This is a genomic window from Brachybacterium sp. AOP24-D1-21 (assembly GCF_052378665.1).
Classification (GTDB): domain Bacteria; phylum Actinomycetota; class Actinomycetes; order Actinomycetales; family Dermabacteraceae; genus Brachybacterium.
Genome location: NZ_JBQSXX010000001.1, coordinates 1688398 through 1705083, shown reverse-complemented (window position 1 = coordinate 1705083; position 16686 = coordinate 1688398). Strand labels below are relative to the sequence as shown.

Sequence of the window (16686 nt, the reverse complement as noted above, 5' to 3'; positions counted from 1 at the left end):
GTGGTGCGGGGCGCGGTGGTTCACGGTGGTCATGGCGGTCCTGAGAACGTCGGGTAGCGATGCCCGGAGGCACGGACCGGGGCGGGAGGCGCTCCAGTCTGTCATCGTCCGTGGCAGTGCCCATGCTGGACGGGCTCGGTGAACCCCAGGTGAGACGATGATGAGGACTTCCTCAGTCTGCGCCAGGAGCGGAAGCGCCCACCCCACCCCGTCTCGCCCCGCCCTTTCGAGGGCCCGCGCAGCAGAATTTTCAAGGAAAGTGGTGGCCGTGTCACCACCCCCGAACCGCTGACGGAGGATCCCGATGACCCAGAGCCCTGAGAGCCGGACCGCACCGAGCGAGCCCACCGAGCCGCTGATCACGATCGACGTATGGACCGACGTGGTGTGCCCGTGGTGCTACATCGGCGAGTCCCGCCTGCACGATGCGATCGAGGCGGAGGGCCTCAGCGACCAGGTCCACGTGCGCGCCCACTCCTTCGAGCTGGATCCGACCTCGCCCACCGACAGCGTGAAGGACAACATCGCCCACCTGGTCGAGGCCAAGGGCATGGACGAGGCGAAGGTGCGCGAGATGGAGGCGCAGATCCAGGAGATGGCCCAGGAGATGGGCCGCGAGTACGTCACCGGGCGGCCGATGGCGAACACCCGCGGCGTGCACCGCGTCATGCAGGCCATCGGCGAGGCGCACGGCATCGACGCGGCGACGGACTTCTTCATGCAGCTCCAGCGCGGCTACTTCACCGGCACCATGAACCCCTTCGAGGCCGAGACCGTGATCGCCCGCGCCGTCGAGGCGGGCCTGGACGAGCAGGCCGCCCGCGCCGCGCATGCCGGCGAGACGCACGATGACAAGGTCGAGGCAGAGGTGCGCGAGGCCGCGTCGATGGGCGCGCGCGGTGTGCCGTTCTTCCTGTTCAACGACAAGTACACCGCCCCCGGGGCACTCCCCACGGAGTCCTTCCGTCAGGCGCTGCGGCAGATCGCCGACGAGGCCCGGGCCGAGCGGGCCCAGGCATGAGCATCATGCAGCACGGCACCGGCAGCACGGCCGACGGGGCCGACGCGACAAGGGACGGCGCCGCGGCGACGGCGGAGGCTGCACTCGCGGCACCTGCGGCGGAGACGACCGATGCCCCCGTCGCGCTGACCTCACTCACCTCCCTGCTGGGCGGGACGATCCAGGGCGGGACGAGCTGCGAGGTGGACGGCACCTGCGACTAGCGCGACCAGGCCAGCGTGAGCTCGACGCTCACCCGCACCCAGCCGCACGAAGCCGCACAGAAGAAGGGACGCCCGGATGCGCCACTGGGGCGCGTCCGGGCGTTCCTCTGTCCTCGCTGATCAGCGGGCGAGCAGCTCCTCGGTGCTGGTGCCGGGCAGGCTGAGGGTGACCGGAGTCCCCCAGGGGTCCTGGACCGAGATGGAGCGGCCGTCGTCGGCGAATCCGATGCCCGCCCTGGTGAGGCGTGCGGTCAGCGCGTCGAGGTCCACCCGGGCCGGGAGGGTGATGGCGACGTCGGCCAGCCCCAGGCCTGCGGCGCGCGGACCGGCACCGCGGCTGTTCCAGGTGTTCATCGCGACGTGGTGGTGGTATCCGCCGGCCGCGGCGAACAGGGCGCCGGGATGGTTGCCCGCGGTGACCTCGAAGCCGAGGGTGTCGATGTAGAACCGGCGTGCGGCGTCCACGTCACCGACCTGCAGGTGCACGTGGCCGACGATTCCCGGGCGGATCCCCGGATCGGCCTGGACGTCCTCGGTGAGGTGCTCACCGAGATACTTCTGCGGGTCGATGAACAGGGAGTCCATGGCGACTTCGCCGTTGTTCCACTGCCACTGGTCGCGGGGGCGGTCCCAGTACAGCTCGATGCCGTTCCCCTCGGGGTCGGCGAAGTAGAAGGCCTCGGAGACGAGGTGGTCGCCGGTGCCTGCGAAGCGGGAGTGGGGATCCTGGGCGGCACGCAGCACGGTGCCGGCGAGCGCAGTCTGGTCCTCGAAGAGAAAGGCGGTATGGAACAGTCCGGCCTGGCCGGGGTCCACGGCGGGCAGACCGGGGGTGGCCACCAGCCGCACGAAGGGGACGTCCCCGCGGCCGAGGATGCGGTGGACCTCGCCGTCCACCCGCGCTCGCTCCTCGATCGGGCTCAGCGCGAGGGCGTTCTCGTAGTAGGAGCTCATCAGCTCGATGTCACCGACGCGCAAGGTGACGGCGTCCATCGCGAGATCACCGGAAAGGTGCCGCTCATCCACTGCGTCGCTCTCCGTGCCGGTGGCGGTGAGGGGGGAGGAGATCATGGCGATCCTTTCGATCGAGGGGTCGATGGATCCATCATCCCCCGAGTTGGTAGAAAATTCAACCAGAGCGGACTGTGGAGTGGCTCATGGGCGATGACCTGAGCGGCACGCCGGGCTGTGGCGCGAGATGCAGAGGCGGGCGGCAGGCGCCGGTGCGGGCGCTCGCGCGGACGTTCGCGCGGACGCTCGTGGAGGCCCTCCGGAAAGGGTTCAGGGCGGTGAGCTCAGCTCACCGCCCTGTCCCCAAGTCTGCTCTCCCCTGCCGACTCGGGGCCCTCCCGACCTCGACCCTCGAGATGCTCGAGGGGAGGCGTGGGCTCCACGATAGGCGGCCCGACGATACTTGTTCCGGGACCTAGTTCCCTCGCTGTGGAGGCTCACACCACCGACTGGAACGAACGTTCCTGCTGGTCACACCTTCGCATCAAGGGTCCGAGTCGAGCCCGCAGACCCGGGGAACGGCCGGTTCCCGCTCCCTCAGGCGGGCGTCCCGGTCACGTCCGGACGCGCCGCATGAGCCGCGGCGAGCTGCTCCGCCCGCTCGAGGAGCGCGGCGCGGGAGCCCGCGGTGGTGGCGACGTCGCGGATCACCCAGGCCATCGCCACTGCGGCGTCGTCCATCAGCCGGTAGCCCTCCACGGAGGCGGCATGACCCGCGAATTCACGGGTGTGCAGCGCTCCCCCGGCACCGCTGATGCCGACGAAGGGGTGGAGGCCGGGCACCCGCTGCGTCACGTTGCCCATGTCGGTCGAGGCGGCCATGACACCGAGCGAGCCGTTCAGCGGCCGGCCGAGTCGCTCCATCGCCGCATTCCAGGCGGCCCCCAGCACCTCATCCTGGCGCAGCGGCTCGTAGACGGGCTCGGTCTGCTCGATCTCGAGGCTGGCGCCGGTCGCGACCGCACCCGCCTCGAGGCAGGCGAACAGCTGGTCGCGCAGCGCTTCGAACTCGGGCATCGTCAGCGCCCGGCATTCGAAGTCGACCACGGCGGTCTCGGGGACGATGTTCGTGACCCCGGACTGCTGCGGAACCAGGGCCAGGCGCTGGCCGTCCTTGATCCGCTGGCGCAGCAGACCGGCCGCGACCTGCGCGACCACCGCGGCGTCATTGGCGTTGATGCCGTCGGTGGGATTGGCGGCGGCGTGAGCGCCGCGACCGGTGTAGGTGGCGCGCCAGCGGCCGACGGCCTGGCTGGTCGAGCCCAGCACGTCATAGGTGTCCGTGTGCGGAGTGGGGTGGCTCATCAGTGACAGGTGCACACCGTCGAAGATGCCGCGCTCGATGAGCAGCTGCTTGCCTCCTCCGTGCTCCTCCGCGGGGGTGCCGATCACCTGCAGCGTCACGTCCAGCGTGGGGACGAGCTCCGCGAGTGCCAGCGCGGCACCGAGCGAGGCGCCGGCGATAAGATTGTGCCCGCAGCCGTGGCCGATCCCCGGCAGCGCGTCGTACTCGACGCACAGCGCGGCCACCAGGGAGCCGGAGCCGAGGGTGGCACGGAAGGCCGTGGGCAACTCGGCGATGCCCCGCTCGACGGTGAAACCGGCCTCCTCGAGGAGTCCGGCGCAGCGGTCGTGGGCGCGGCGCTCCTCGAAGGCGGTCTCCGGATCCGCGTGGATCGCGCGGGCGAGGGCATGGACCTGCTCGCGCTGGGCGCCGTAGGCGGCGGCGAGGGTGTCCTCGGCGAGGTCTGGCTGGGGGGTGGTGGCGTCATCAGTCACCCGCTGATCCTGCCATGATGCCCGCCCAGGCGGGCGCGCTCGGAGCGCGCCGCTCGGGCTGGAGCGTCAGAGGGCCAGAGCCAAAGGGCCACGGTCAGAGGGTCAGCGGGTCACGGTCAGCGGGTCAGCGGGTCACGGTCAGCGGGTCAGCGGGTCAGCGGGTCAGCGGGCCAGGGTCAGCAGGCCGGACGCTCAGAAGGCCGCAATTACACCCCGATCACGGGGACGACGCCGCAGCTGCGGCCTCAGTCGCCGTTGCGCAGCAGCGGCGGCACCAGGTAGCTGCCCTGACCCGCGCAGTAGAGGCGCGCCGGGCGCCCCCCGGTGGGTGCGGCATGCCGGTCCAGCTCCACGAGGAAGCCGTCGGTGCGGGTGGCCTTGCGGTGGAAGTTGCCGGCATCCAGGGTGGTCCCCCAGACGCTCTCGTAGACCCCGCGCAGCTGCGAGACCGTGAACTCCTCGGGCAGGAAGGTGACGGCCAGGGTGGTGTACTCCAGCTTGCTGCGCGCCCGTTCGATCGAGGATTCGAGCACGGCGGCGTGGTCGAAGGCCAGCGTGACCTCGCCGAGGTCCTCGAGCGCCCACCAGCGGGCATCGGCCACGTCATCGCCGCGACGGGGATCCGGGAGATCCGCGCCGAGCGCCATGAAGGACACCGAGACGACGTGGCCGCGGGGGTCACGCCCGGGGGTGCCGAAGGTCCGCACCTGCTCGAGATGGACGGCGCCGCTGCCGAGCGAGGCCTCATCGGACAGCACCCGGTAAGCGGCCGCATCGAGATCCTCGCCGTGCTGGATGAATCCGCCGGGAAGCGCCCAGGCACCTCGGTGGGGCTCGTCCTCGCGCTGGATCAGCAGCACGTTCAGCACGCCGTCCCGGAGGGTCAGGACGGTGAGGTCGACGGCGACGTGGATCTCGGATGCGGTGGGAGCCATGTGTCCAGATTAAGCATAGTTATGGTCAGATTGACTTCAACTGCAAGGCGACTCACAGGTAGCCACCGCACGGTCGGCCTCCGAGCTCCGGCACCGAGTTCAGTCCACCGCGGAGCTCAGTCGGTGAGCCAGCGGTCCCACTTCTCCGCGCGGTGCTCGGCCTCCACGATGCGCACGGTGCCGGAGGTGGAGCGCATGACGATCGACTCGGTGACGATGCGGTCTCCTCGGTATCGCACGCCGCGCAGCAGGTCGCCATCGGTGATGCCGGTGGCCGCGAAGTAGCAGTTATCCGTCGCGACCAGGTCATCTGTGGTCAGCACGCGGTCGAGATCGTGCCCGGCGTCGATCGCCTTCTGCTTCTCGTCATCGTCGATCGGGGCCAGCCGGCCCTGGATCATGCCGCCGGTGGCCTTGACCGCGCAGGCGGCGATGATGCCCTCCGGGGTGCCTCCGGTGCCCAGCAGCATGTCGACGCCGGCGCCGCGGGCCGCCGCGATGGCCCCTGCCACGTCGCCGTCCATGATGAACTTGACGCGCGCCCCGGCCGCCCTGATCTGCTCGACCAGCGGTTCGTGCCGCGGCCGCTCGAGGACGCACACGGTGACCTGGTTGACCGGCTTGCCGAGCGCCTTGGCGACCAGCTTGATGTTCTGCTCGATCGGGAGCCGGAGGTCCACGAACTCCGCGGCCTCCGGGCCCACCACCATCTTCTCCATGTAGAACACGGCCGAGGGGTCGTACATGCTCCCCTTCTCGGCGACCGCGAACACCGCGAGCGCGTTGTTATAGCCCAGCGCGGTCAGTCGGGTGCCGTCGATCGGATCCACCGCGACGTCGACATCCGGGCCGGTGCCGTCGCCCACGGACTCACCGTTGAAGAGCATGGGGGCCTCGTCCTTCTCCCCCTCGCCGATGACGACGGTGCCGTTCATCTGCACGGTGTCCATGAAGGAGCGCATCGCGTCGACCGCTGCGCCGTCGGCCCGGTTCTTGTCCCCCGCACCGACCCAGCGCGCTCCGGCGATGGCGGCCGCCTCGGTCACCCGGACGAGTTCAAGGGCGAGGTTGCGGTCGGGAGCATTGGAGGCGGGGGTGATCATGAGGTCTCCTCGTCGTCGAGTTCAGGGCGATGTCATGGCCCGAACCTGCCGTCTCGACAGGCCGAGCGGTGCCTGACGTGCTCCTCGGACTCTACCCGGAGCGGAGTGCGCGCGAGGAGACTCGGGGCCCCTCGCCCTCAGGCGGTGACGGACTCCCGCTCCGCTGCCACGGTGCGGTCCTTGAGGGCTGCGCGCAGGGAGACGAACAGGGCGAACAGTCCCACGGTGAGGATGATGTGCCCGAGGCCCGCGATGCCGGGGATCGCGGCGGTGGTGGTCGCGGGGTCCTGGCCGTCGAGGGTGAGGATGCCGCGCACGGCCTGCATCACCACGGTGAGCAGCAGGCCGATGTTGTAGGTCCAGTAGAATACCGTGAAGGAGCGGCGGCCGGTGAGGGAGAAGACCGCGTCCAGAGCCAGCACGATCAGGAAGACCAGCATCCCCAGCGCTAGGAAGTGGGTGTGGAGGGTGCTGAGCTGGGTGTCGACCCCGAGAGCGTCGGTGGCCTTGGTGTACTCGCGGTAGAAGAGGCCGGAGGCGACGCCGAGGATCATGTAGACGAATGAGGTGCTGAGCAGTCGGTTCATGTCATCAACACTAGAAAGCGTGCCGAGTCCTGTGATCGGCCAAAGGGTTGATCTGCGCTGGTCCGTGCAGGACGGCGCCCGCCGTCCCCGACAGTGCGGGGGCGACGGGCGCCGTCGTGGTGCATGGCCCGGGACCGGGTCAGACAGTCCCGGATCAGACGATCATGCGGCCTTCGTCGCGGGCTTCCTTGGCGTCCTTGGCGAAGCCGCGGACGATCGTGATCAGGATGCCGAGCACGAGCACGGGCCACATCAGCACGTAGATGGTGAGCAGAGCGGTCATGACTGTTCTCCTCTCAGAGGGTGCGGACCGGCCGGAGCACGGTCACGCGGGGGACGGAGCGGCGGCCGGTCCGGTTGCCGCGAATGGATGGCGCAGCCGCCACGAAGGGGTGGCGCAGTTGCCGTGGACGGGCTGATCAGCTGTCGGTCGAACGCCCCACAGCAGCGGTGGCGCCCGGGAGGTCGATGTCCTCATCGGCGGTGAGGGTCTCGTCGTCGAAATCGCCGGTGACCTTGCGGATCGAGGAGAAGTCGAAGTTCTGCGTCGACCGGAAGCTCAGCAGGTAGCAGACCAGGAAGGAGACCGAGTAGGCCACCAGCGAGCCGGAGAGGGTCTCGAAGTCGCGCAGGTAGCCGAAGCCGAAGGGCAGCACTGCGAGGATGGAGACGACGCCGACGATCACGGCCACGCGCTTCCCGAAGAAGCCGAAGCTCATGATGCCGAGCACCACGCCCACGCCGATGATGGCGAGCAGCTCGACCACCAGTGCCCAGGCACCGGTGATCGGGATCAGCGTGAACCGCACCGGCAGGAACACCACCAGGGCGGCGATCACGGAGAGCGTGAACGCCTTGTTGGTGACCTTCTTCCAGTAGAAGGAGGCGATGACCGGGAACACCAGGCAGCCCCACAGCGCGCCGACGAAGACCAGCAGGTCCAGGATGTTGAACTTCGCCGTGGCGAAGTACAGGGCCAGGCCCGTGGCGACGATCATCGTGAGGCGGCCGATGAGGATCATCAGCTTCGGGTTCACGTTCTTGCGGCCGACGGACTGGCCGTAGATGTCTGTCATCACGATCGAGCTGAGCGCGGCCAGGTCGGAGTCTGCAGTCGAGGACAGCGAGCCGATGATCATGATGAATGCGAGCGCGACCAGCGCGACGGGCAGGTAGGTGCCCACCATCTGCGGCATCAGGTTGTTCACATCGCCGCCCATGGGCTCGACGCCCAGGTACAGCGCCATCACGCCCAGCATCCCGATCCCGATCACGGTCGCGCCGTAGCCGATCGTGGCGGTGATGAAGGTGGGCTTGATGAGGTCCTCGCGCACGGCGAAGAGGCGCTGGGCGATGGTCTGGTTGCCGATCGCGTAGGCGAGCACGGCGGCGATATACGGCGCACCCTGGTTCATGAAGGCGTCGGAGGAGAAGAAGCTCTCCTGCTGCGGCGTGACGTGGCCGGCTGCCACACCTTCGGCGAATATCGACGGGCCGCCGGCGAGGAGGAACACGGCCGGGATGATGATGACGGCAGCGCCGAGCATCGCCACCACCTGTGCGAAGTCGGTGAGGACGGAGGCGCGGAAGCCGGACCACAGGGTGTACATCAGGACCCCGGCGGCGATGATGAGGATGCCGTGACCGAAGTTCAGCGGGGAGAGCATCGCGATGATCGCGCCCCCGGCGATGAAGTTCGAGGTCAGGGAGATGACCGAGCCGAGCACGTTGGAGCCGGCGAGCATCAGCTGCGAGGAGCGGCCGTGGCGGGCGTACATCACCTCGGCGAGGGTGTGGGCGCGCGGGGCGACTTTGCGGATCCGCTTGCCGAAGGGGTAGATGAACAGGATCATCAGCGCCCCCCAGAGCCCGTAGTGGATGGGGCCGGAGACGCCATAGGTGTAGCCGGCGGTGACCGAGGCGTACATCGAGGACGCCCAGATCCAGGTGGCGGTCATCGAGGCGGCGGAGACGCCGAAGCCGATCTTGTTGCCGGCGGTCATGTAGTCGTCGGCGTTCTCCTTCTTGCGGGAGATGGAGACGGACATCCACATCGTGGCGCCGTAGAACAGGATCAGAAGGAGCAATACTCCGACGATTCCGAGCTGGACGATCTCACCTGAGGGCGCGGGCGGCACTGGGCTTCCTTTCATTGCGGACAACTGGTCTCCTGCAACCGGTCATCCGCGCACGCTGCTCAGAGCGCGCTGGCATCAGGGCGGAGCCCTGCGGGGCCGACCGGCAATCGACCCCCTCGCACGAGCCGTTCTTCGTCCACCCGGGCGGCGCCTGGCGCCTGCTCCGGGGACGGGACGGCGGCCGCAGCTCTTCGGCCCTCCCGGGACGGTCCGCGGCTCACATCGCACGTGGAGCCGTATAGATACTCGCACAGTGCATGCCGCTTGGCTACCGCGTGGGTAACATATCGATAAACCATGCAGGTCACAGCGGGTAAACTTTTTGTCGGACAAACTGATTCCGGGTAGCTTTTCGGTCGATCTGCATGTCGATGCACTCTGCGTTCCCCTCGCCTGCTCGCCTGCATCCTTCCCGTCTGCTCGCCCGCCTCCTCCCCGTCTGCACCCTCCCCAGAAGCGTCGAATGCATCCGATGGCATCTACTCGCTCTCCCGCAGACGCCCCACGTAAAGTGCGGACATCGACGTCGGTCGCATCGGTGCGGCCAGAAATGAGGAGACATGAGCGCCAGGCGCATCGGACTGATCGGGTGCGGCGACGTCTCGGTCGTGCACTTCGAGGCGATCCGGGACATCGAGGGACTCGAGCTGGTGGGTGTCGCCGACACTGACCCGCAGGCGCTCGCCCGCGCCACCGAGGCCACCGGGGTCCCCGGCTTCACCAGCACCCAGGAGCTGATCGATGCCCTGAAGCCCGACGCGGTGCACGTGACCACCCCGCACGACGAGCACATCGACCCCACCCTCACCGCGCTGGCCGCCGGGGTGCATGTGCTGCAGGAGAAGCCCCTCGCGCACACCCTCGAAGAAGGACAGCGCCTGGTGGACGCCCTGAAGAGCGCGGGTCCCGATGCTCCGAAGGTGGGCATCTGCTTCCAGAACCGCTACAACCTCGCCAGTGAGCGCCTGCGCGAGCTGCTCGCCTCCGGTGAGCTCGGCGCGGTGCGCGGGGCCTGGGCCTCGGTGGTGTGGACCCGCAGCGCGGACTACTACCGTGCCAAGCCCTGGCGCGGCACCTGGGCGAATTCCGGCGGTGGCCTGCTGATCAACCAGGCGATCCACACCCTGGACCTGGTGCAGTGGCTGCTGGGCGGCGTGGAGCGCACCGACGGGCATGTCGCGACCCGCAAGTATGGGGACGTGATCGAGGTCGAGGACACCGCGGAGCTGCTGCTGCATCACCCGGGCGGCGTGACCACCTCGTTCTACGCCACCCTCACCGCGCCCCAGCACCGCCCCGTCGAGGTCGAGCTGGACTGCGAGAATGCCTACGTGACGCTGCGCGGCGGCACCGATGGCGGGCTCACCATCCGCTGGGCCGACGGGCGAGTGGACACGATCGGCGAGCGCTCGGTCACCTCCGGCGGCCGCTCTTACTGGGGCGTCTCCCACGAGCTGCTGATCCGGGACTTCTACGAGCACCTCGAGGACCCCGAGCCCTTCTGGATCGGTCCGCAGGAGGCGATGGCCTCGCTGGAGATCCTCAAGGAGGCCTATCGGCTGAGCGGCGTGGGCGCGGGCGCCTGAGCTCTCCGTCCTGAACCCGGTGGCCTGAGCTCTGCGGCGACCGCAGGACCGCAGGCCCCCTGCCTTCCGGGCCCCGTCGACGCACCGACGGGGCCCGGACTGCTCCGCCGGCGCGGCGCTGGTCGACGAGTTCGGGCTTGCAGGACTCCGGGCTCGCGGCCGAGCAGCAGCCCGGGCCGGGGCACCTGTCCATCGCGACGGCGCGGAGGAATCGCTCGCCCTAGCCCTCTGCGACCAGTTCTGTCTCCTCAGCCGCGGGAGAGCTCGACGGAGCGCACCGTTGTATTGCCCTTGGTGTCCACGAAGACCAAGTTGCTCCCCACCCGGTAGTTGGATGCTGCATTGTTCGCAATCCTGAAGGTCTTCATCCGCTCGTCGAAAGTTCCGTCGAGATAGGTCTCAGTCACCGTGATCCTGAGCTCGTTCTCACTGCCCGGCAGACGGGTGACGACGGCGATCATCCCGTTGGCGCCCAGCACCTCGCTGTTGGCGGCAAGGCCCGTGATCTCCGGGGCGACGGGCTCGGCGCTCGGCGCGTCGGCTGCCTGACGTCCTGCCTGCGCTTCGATCGCGATGCGGAGCGTGTCCACCCCTGTCGCGGAGTTCGGCCGCTCACTCCTCGCGGCGCTCCACGATGCCACTGCGCAGCAGGTAGCGCAGCACGTTGCTCGCCGTGCGCTGCATCTCCCCCAGGGTGAGGCCGTCCTCGCGGGCGAAGGAGTCCATGATCGCGTCGTCCCGAGTGGTCCCGAAGTGGACCTTCGCCCCGGGCATCAGCACATCGACCTGCGCCCGCACTCGGTAGGCGCTGTCGCGCAGGGCCGGGAAGTGCGGATCGGGCTCGTTGCGCATCCACCAGTCGGTGACGACATTGCCGTCGTAGCCCCACTCCCCGCGCAGCACCGTGGTGACGAGGTCGTAGTGGTAGTGACCCCACACCCCGTTGATGCGGTTGTACGAGGTCATGAGGTTCTGCGGGGGCGCGACACGGACCAGGATCTCGAAGCCGCGCAGGTAGATCTCCCGCAGGGCACGCTCGGAGACCCGGGAGTCGCTCACGGTGCGCTGGGTCTCCTGATTGTTGGCGGCGAAGTGCTTGGGGCAGGCGGAGACCCCCTGGGACTGCACCCCGGCCACGATCGCACTCGCCATCGCTCCGGTGAGCAGAGGATCCTCCGCGAAGTACTCGAAGTTCCGCCCGCACAGGGGATCGCGGTGGATGTTCATCCCGGGGGCGAGGATCATGTCGGACCCCTTGTCGAGCATCTCCTGACCATGCAGCACCGCCAGCTCGCGCACCGCCTGGACATCCCAGGAGGATGCGAGCGCGGTGCCGCACGGGAGCAGCGCGGCGATCGTCGCCAGCCGCAGCCCGGAGGGCCCGTCGGTCGTGGTCGCGGGCGGAATCCCGCGACTGCGCAGGGCTTCGGTCACCCCGCCCAGCGTTCCGGCGTTCCCGGGAGCCCCCAGGGGGCTGTCCATCACGAGGTCGCCGTAGGCGAGGCTCGTGAGCTCCTCGGGGCTCAGCGTCGCGACGAAGTCCGACAGCTCCGCACGCCCGGCGAGCACATCCTCGAAGCTCACCTCAGAGCTTCCCTCCGCGCCCTCGACGAGGTCGAGCGCAGGCGGGAGCCGGTCCAGGATCCGCTGGGCGAGATCGACGCTTGCGGTGGGCACCGGCTCCCAGCTCACCTGCGCATCGCCGCCCTCCCCGCGGCGCACCACCATCCGGTCGAAGCCGTGGCCGGGCTGGACCGCGGCGACCTCCTCCAGCTGCCGCACCACTCTCAGCTCCCCGACCTGGACCGAGCCGACCAGGGCTGCCTGGCGCACGTCGGTGCCGACGAACACGCGGTACTCCCCCGGCTCGAGCACCCAGGCGCTGCGGTGTCCGGTCGCGCCGGTGTCGTCGTAGCTGGCCAGGTCCTCGAGCTGGACGGTGAGGGGAACGTTCTGGTTCTGGCCGGGCTCGAGCTCGGTAGTACGGGCGAAGGCGGCGAGGGAGCGGGCAGGCTTCGACAGCGCGCCATCCGGGGCCTGGACGTAGAGCTGGACGACCTCGGAGCCGCTGCGCGCTCCGGTGTTGGTGACGGTGGCCTGCACGGACAGTCCGGCGTCGGTGGCTGCGACTCCCGACGCGGCGATCTCGAAGGAGCTGTAGCCGAGCCCGAAGCCGAAGGGGAACAGCACCTTCTCCTGTGCGAAGGTCTCGAAGTAGCGGTAGCCGACGAAGATGTCCTCGACGTACTCGCTCACCTCCGGGTCACCGAAGTTCCCGGCCGAGGGGTAGTCCTCGTAGCGGTGGGCGATGGTGTCGGTCAGGCGTCCGCCGGGCTCGACCACCCCGGTGAGCACGTCGGCCGCGGCGCGCCCGCCCTCCATCCCACCGGACCAGGCCAGCAGCACTGCGGAGAGCGGGAAGTCCTCGACCCAGGAGAGGTCGATGACGTTGCCGGTATCCACCAGCACCACGGTGCGCTCGAAGCTGGTGGTGACCTGGTCCAGCAGCTCTCTCTCCGCGGTCGAGAGGTAGTACGCGCCCGGCTCGAGGACGTTGTCACGGTCCTCGCCGGCTGCCCGGCCGATCACCACCACGGCGCTGTCATTGCGCGCGGCGGAGGCGGCGATGATGCCCGCCGCGAGCTCCGGCTCGGGGAAGGAGCGGGGCCACTGCCCCCAGTCCTGGCCGGGATCTGCGGGATGCTGCGCGGAGAAGGCCTCGTAGAGGGCGGCGAGCTCCTCGTCGACGATGACCTCGCCGCCCTCCCGGAGGGAGTCCAGCAGGTTGGTGACATACGGCGGGTTCACATCGCCGCCGGAGCCGTAGCCCACCGCGATCCAGTCCTTCTGGATGCGGCCGAAGACGGCCACCCGCGAACCCTGTGACAGCGGCAGCACGCCGTCGTTGCGCAGCAGGATGGTGCCGCGGGCGGCAAGGGAGCGGGCTCGGGAGGCCAGCTCGGGGTCGACGCGCTGCTCTGCATCGGGAGCAGCGGCGGTCACGGCGGTGGAGGTCTGCGAGAGCAGGGTGTCGGTCATGGTGCAGGCACTTTCGTCAGCGGCACCGCCAGAAGCGGGCCGCGGGATGGAGCAGGCCGATGACGGGCCAGGGGTGAGGAAGGGCAGGGGCCCCGGGTGATGCAGGGTCAGCCCTTGATCGCCCCCGTGAGCACACCCTTGGTGAAGAACCGCTGCGCGAAGGGATAGACGATGAGGATCGGGATCGTCGCGACCACCACGATCGCCATCTGCACGGTCTGGGCAGGCGGGGCGGGACGGTCCGGGGCCTGGAGATCGCTCATCGCATTGCCCTGGACGACGTACTGGTTCAGCACCAGCTGGATCGGCCACTTCGTGGTGTCGTTGATGTAGAGCAGGGCGTTGAAGAACGAGTTCCAGTAGCCGACGGCATAGAACAGGGCGATCACCGCGAGCACCGCCTTGGACAGCGGCAGCACGATCGAGCCGAAGATCCGGAACTCGCTGGCCCCGTCGATGCGAGCCGACTCGAGCAGCTCGCTGGGCAGCTCCATGAAGAAGTTGCGCATCACGATCATGTTGAAGGCGCTGATCAGCCCCGGCAGGATCAGTGCCCAGTAGCTGTCCAGCAGGCCCAGCTGCTTGATCAGCAGGTAGTTCGGGATGATCCCGGCGCCGAAGAACATCGTGCACAGCACCAGCACCATCGCGCTCTTCGCATAGGGGACATCGCGGGTACGGGTGAGCCCATAGGCGAGCGTCGAGGTGAACAGCAGCGACAGCAGGGTGCCGACGATCGTGATCCCTGCGGTGACCAGCAGGGACCTGGTCACCACGCCGCCGGCGAAGATCGATTCATAGGCCGCACTGGAGAACGACGTCGGGATCAGCTGCCCGGAGGTCACGGAGCCGGCGTCGGCGAAGGAGAACAGGATGACGTACAGGAACGGGTAGAGCATCACCACGGCGATCATCGCGATGGCCGCCACCTTCAGCGCCTGCATCGTGGGCGAGGGGGTCCCCATCCAGGGCGGACGCCCTGGGGATCGGCGGGGGCCCTTCGCGCGGCGGGGCGCGGCGGGCTGGGCGATCTGGTCGATGACGGCCATCAGAAGATTCCTCCGGTTCCGAGGCTCTTCGCGATGCGATTCGCGAAGATGACGAGGACAGTGGCGATGACGCCCTTGAGCAGTCCGGCGGCCGCGGAGAGCCCCCAGTCACCGCCGGCGATGCCGCGGAAGTAGACGAAGGTGTCCAGCACCTGCGCCGCATTCGCGCCGACAGCGGGCTGTTGCAGCAGCAGTTGTTCGAAGCCGACGGTCAGCACGTTGCCCACGGTGAGGATGAGCAGCAGGGAGATGACGGGCACCAGGCCGGGCAGGGTGATGTGCCACATGCGCCGCCAGGAGCCGGCGCCGTCGGTCGCGGCGGACTCGTACAGCTCGGTCGGGATCGCCGAGATCGCGGCGAAGAAGATGATCGTCCCCCAGCCGATGTCCTTCCAGATCACCTGGCTGACCACGAGGATCTTGAACGTCTCGGGGTTGGTCATGATGTTGACGCCGTGGATCCCGATCGCCTCGAAGAGCTGGGCGACCGGGCCCGCACCGCCGAGGATCTTCTGCCAGATCGCGATCACGATCACCCAGGAGATGAAGTGCGGCAGGTAGACGACGGTCTGGATGATCCGCTTGATCCCCTCCCCCAGCAGGGAGTTCAGGAACAGCGCCAGGATGATCGGTGCGGGGAACGCGAAGACGATCTGCAGCAGCGAGATGACCAGGGTGTTGACGACGGCGCGCAGCACTTCGTCGTCGGTGAAGAGGTTCGCGAAGTTCTGCAGTCCCACCCACTCGGACTCGAAGACGCCCCGGAACGCGGAATAGTCCTGGAAGGCGACCACATTGCCCGCGAGCGGGACATAGGCGAACAGCAGGAAGAACAGCACACCGGGCACGATGAACACATACATCTGCCACTCGCGCTTCATCCGCTGCCACCGGGACCGGGACCGAGGGCGCGGTGGCCCCGCAGGTGGCTCGGGGTGCGTGGGACTCTCCTCGGGGACGCTCGCGACCGCCTGCGCGATCGCCGGGGACTCGACGTCCCGTGCTCCGATGCTCATCGAAGGATTCCTTCCTGGGCCGCGCCGGGGGCGCGGGTGGTGGGTGAGGGGCTGGAGATCCCCGGGAGCGCGTCGAGAACGGCCTCGCGCGGGGTGCACCGGGCGACGGGCAGGTTCTCGAGCAGCTGGTCGAAGATCTCCTGGGCGTGCGAGGGCGCGGGTCCCTGCTCGGACGTCCCCCAACCAGCGGCGAAGCGGATGATCTCCTCCCAGCGCTCGGGTGGGGTGATGATCTGCGGCGAGGTGCCGCGGGCGATCTTCTTCCAGGTCCAGAACGTCCAGGGGATGTCGTGCTGCTCGAACAGGCCGAACGCGTCGGAGTACCACTGATCGTCGTTCTCACCGCTCTCCCCCATCCACAGCGGAAGGCCCAGCCGGTCGCGAAGATCGAGATGCTGCTGGATGCTCTGAGTCGTCGGTTCCGACCAGTACTTGTGGAAGTGGACGCAGGAGTTCTCGTCCCAGATCTGATCGATCCCCTCGAAGCGGGTCGCCCAGTTCCAGCCTTCGATGGAGAGCAGATGGTGGGGGTCCGCCTCGCGGATCACCGCGATCACGTCGCGGTAGAACTCCGCCAGCCGCGGCACCAGGGCTGCGTGCTTCTCCGGCAGCGGTTCGTTGAGCAGGTCATAGGCGCTGACGGTGGGCTCATCGGCATAGCGCTGTGCCAGCAGCCGCCACAGGCGCAGCCCCTGCTGGTAGGCGGCGGGGTCGGTGAAGAGCTCGGGCAGGCGACGCGGTGAGTCGTCGATGTTCTCGCCGGTCTGGCCTCCGGGGGCGCCGTGGAGGTCCAGCACGCAGCTGATCCCCGCCGCGCGGCACCAGTCGATCGTGCGATCAACGTGCGCGATGCCCTCGTCGATCAGATCGTGGCCGTCGAACAGCGCGCGGGCATTCAGCGGCAGCCGCACATGGTCGAAACCGGCAGCCGCGATCTGGGTGATGTCCTGCGCCGTGAGGAAGCGCGCTCGATACTTCGCCCAAAACTCCGCGGCGGCGGCGGCCCCGAGCAGCTCGGTGACGAGCTGCTCGATGCGGCGCGGCGAATCGACCGGTCCCTCCAGGTCCCACATATATCCCTCCGGCAGCAGCCAGCCACCCAGCCCCATGCCGCGCCGGAAGGGGAGCGCTCCCTCAGGAGCGACGATGCTCGCCCCCTCGCGCCGGTAATACCTCGACTGCGTCATCCCTGGTCTCCTGTTCCTGGCCATCGAGCGGA

The 16686-nt window shown here is 68.7% G+C and carries 15 protein-coding genes; 3 read left to right on the top strand and 12 right to left on the bottom strand.

The genetic code is table 11. From position 1 onward, the window contains the following. The first annotated feature begins 304 nt into the window (after positions 1-304). Both ACT3UF_RS07605 and ACT3UF_RS07600 read left to right on the top strand, forming a co-directional pair. Entirely contained in the window at positions 305-1021 is a 717-nt protein-coding gene (locus tag ACT3UF_RS07605; protein ID WP_442332610.1) for a DsbA family oxidoreductase, read from the top strand. Further along, positions 1018-1224: a hypothetical protein gene (locus ACT3UF_RS07600; protein ID WP_444600885.1), complete on the top strand. Its 207-nt coding sequence runs from the start codon at positions 1018-1020 to the stop codon at positions 1222-1224. Before ACT3UF_RS07605 ends, ACT3UF_RS07600 begins: the two co-directional genes overlap by 4 nt. Positions 1225-1344: 120 nt before the next feature. On the opposite strand, the gene ACT3UF_RS07595 is transcribed toward ACT3UF_RS07600, so the two are convergent. The 7 genes from ACT3UF_RS07595 to ACT3UF_RS07565 all read right to left on the bottom strand — a co-directional run bounded on the left by ACT3UF_RS07595 (position 1345) and on the right by ACT3UF_RS07565 (position 8792). Further along, a complete protein-coding gene (locus ACT3UF_RS07595) occupies positions 1345-2295 on the bottom strand; it encodes a VOC family protein (RefSeq protein WP_444600884.1) in 951 nt (316 codons plus the stop codon). Positions 2296-2772: 477 nt separating this feature from the next. Next, positions 2773-4014: an amidohydrolase gene (locus ACT3UF_RS07590; protein WP_441444641.1), complete on the bottom strand. Its 1242-nt coding sequence runs from the start codon at positions 4012-4014 to the stop codon at positions 2773-2775. Between the two features lie 245 nt (positions 4015-4259). After that, entirely contained in the window at positions 4260-4949 is a 690-nt protein-coding gene (locus ACT3UF_RS07585) for an NUDIX hydrolase (protein ID WP_441444642.1), read from the bottom strand. A 116-nt stretch (positions 4950-5065) separates the two neighbouring features. After that, on the bottom strand, positions 5066-6052 hold the full coding sequence (glpX, locus tag ACT3UF_RS07580) for a class II fructose-bisphosphatase (protein WP_441444643.1): 987 nt from the start codon (positions 6050-6052) through the stop codon (positions 5066-5068). A gap of 137 nt (positions 6053-6189) precedes the next feature. Beyond that, entirely contained in the window at positions 6190-6639 is a 450-nt protein-coding gene (locus tag ACT3UF_RS07575; protein WP_441444644.1) for a DUF2871 domain-containing protein, read from the bottom strand. Positions 6640-6793: 154 nt separating this feature from the next. Then, positions 6794-6922 (bottom strand): putative transporter small subunit, encoded by a 129-nt coding sequence (locus ACT3UF_RS07570; protein WP_345076133.1) that lies wholly within the window; start codon positions 6920-6922, stop codon positions 6794-6796. 136 nt (positions 6923-7058) lie between these two features. After that, complete coding sequence (locus tag ACT3UF_RS07565) at positions 7059-8792, bottom strand: sodium:solute symporter family protein (RefSeq protein ID WP_345076132.1); 1734 nt, start codon at positions 8790-8792, stop codon at positions 7059-7061. Between the two features lie 545 nt (positions 8793-9337). Here ACT3UF_RS07565 and ACT3UF_RS07560 point away from each other — a divergent pair. Then, positions 9338-10363 carry a Gfo/Idh/MocA family protein gene (locus ACT3UF_RS07560; protein WP_444600883.1) on the top strand — a complete coding sequence of 342 codons (1026 nt, stop codon included), beginning with the start codon at positions 9338-9340 and terminating at the stop codon, positions 10361-10363. 248 nt (positions 10364-10611) lie between these two features. Here the strand turns inward: ACT3UF_RS07560 and ACT3UF_RS07555 are convergent, their stop codons facing one another. From ACT3UF_RS07555 to ACT3UF_RS07535, 5 genes are all read right to left on the bottom strand, one after another. Continuing rightward, on the bottom strand, positions 10612-10953 hold the full coding sequence (locus ACT3UF_RS07555; protein ID WP_444600882.1) for a hypothetical protein: 342 nt from the start codon (positions 10951-10953) through the stop codon (positions 10612-10614). A gap of 22 nt (positions 10954-10975) precedes the next feature. Further along, on the bottom strand, positions 10976-13402 hold the full coding sequence (locus ACT3UF_RS07550) for a glycoside hydrolase family 3 protein (RefSeq protein WP_444600881.1): 2427 nt from the start codon (positions 13400-13402) through the stop codon (positions 10976-10978). 107 nt (positions 13403-13509) lie between these two features. Continuing rightward, positions 13510-14451 (bottom strand): carbohydrate ABC transporter permease, encoded by a 942-nt coding sequence (locus tag ACT3UF_RS07545; protein ID WP_345076128.1) that lies wholly within the window; start codon positions 14449-14451, stop codon positions 13510-13512. After that, complete coding sequence (locus ACT3UF_RS07540) at positions 14451-15467, bottom strand: ABC transporter permease (protein ID WP_345076127.1); 1017 nt, start codon at positions 15465-15467, stop codon at positions 14451-14453. The genes ACT3UF_RS07545 and ACT3UF_RS07540 overlap by 1 nt, the downstream gene beginning before the upstream one ends. Further along, a complete protein-coding gene (locus ACT3UF_RS07535) occupies positions 15464-16654 on the bottom strand; it encodes a glycoside hydrolase family 5 protein (protein WP_444600880.1) in 1191 nt (396 codons plus the stop codon). The genes ACT3UF_RS07540 and ACT3UF_RS07535 overlap by 4 nt, the downstream gene beginning before the upstream one ends. Positions 16655-16686 lie beyond the last annotated feature (32 nt).

What these genes read in the sequence shown, in the direction of transcription:
- ACT3UF_RS07605 (WP_442332610.1), top strand. Translation starts at nt 305, where the DNA reads ATGACCCAGAGCCCTGAGAGCCGGACCGCACCGAGCGAGCCCACCGAG.
- ACT3UF_RS07600 (WP_444600885.1), top strand. Translation starts at nt 1,018, where the DNA reads ATGAGCATCATGCAGCACGGCACCGGCAGCACGGCCGACGGGGCCGAC.
- ACT3UF_RS07595 (WP_444600884.1), bottom strand. Translation starts at nt 2,295, where the DNA reads ATGATCTCCTCCCCCCTCACCGCCACCGGCACGGAGAGCGACGCAGTG.
- ACT3UF_RS07585 (WP_441444642.1), bottom strand. Translation starts at nt 4,949, where the DNA reads ATGGCTCCCACCGCATCCGAGATCCACGTCGCCGTCGACCTCACCGTC.
- glpX (WP_441444643.1), bottom strand. Translation starts at nt 6,052, where the DNA reads ATGATCACCCCCGCCTCCAATGCTCCCGACCGCAACCTCGCCCTTGAA.
- ACT3UF_RS07575 (WP_441444644.1), bottom strand. Translation starts at nt 6,639, where the DNA reads ATGAACCGACTGCTCAGCACCTCATTCGTCTACATGATCCTCGGCGTC.
- ACT3UF_RS07570 (WP_345076133.1), bottom strand. Translation starts at nt 6,922, where the DNA reads ATGACCGCTCTGCTCACCATCTACGTGCTGATGTGGCCCGTGCTCGTG.
- ACT3UF_RS07565 (WP_345076132.1), bottom strand. Translation starts at nt 8,792, where the DNA reads ATGAAAGGAAGCCCAGTGCCGCCCGCGCCCTCAGGTGAGATCGTCCAG.
- ACT3UF_RS07560 (WP_444600883.1), top strand. Translation starts at nt 9,338, where the DNA reads ATGAGCGCCAGGCGCATCGGACTGATCGGGTGCGGCGACGTCTCGGTC.
- ACT3UF_RS07550 (WP_444600881.1), bottom strand. Translation starts at nt 13,402, where the DNA reads ATGACCGACACCCTGCTCTCGCAGACCTCCACCGCCGTGACCGCCGCT.
- ACT3UF_RS07545 (WP_345076128.1), bottom strand. Translation starts at nt 14,451, where the DNA reads ATGGCCGTCATCGACCAGATCGCCCAGCCCGCCGCGCCCCGCCGCGCG.
- ACT3UF_RS07540 (WP_345076127.1), bottom strand. Translation starts at nt 15,467, where the DNA reads ATGAGCATCGGAGCACGGGACGTCGAGTCCCCGGCGATCGCGCAGGCG.
- ACT3UF_RS07535 (WP_444600880.1), bottom strand. Translation starts at nt 16,654, where the DNA reads ATGACGCAGTCGAGGTATTACCGGCGCGAGGGGGCGAGCATCGTCGCT.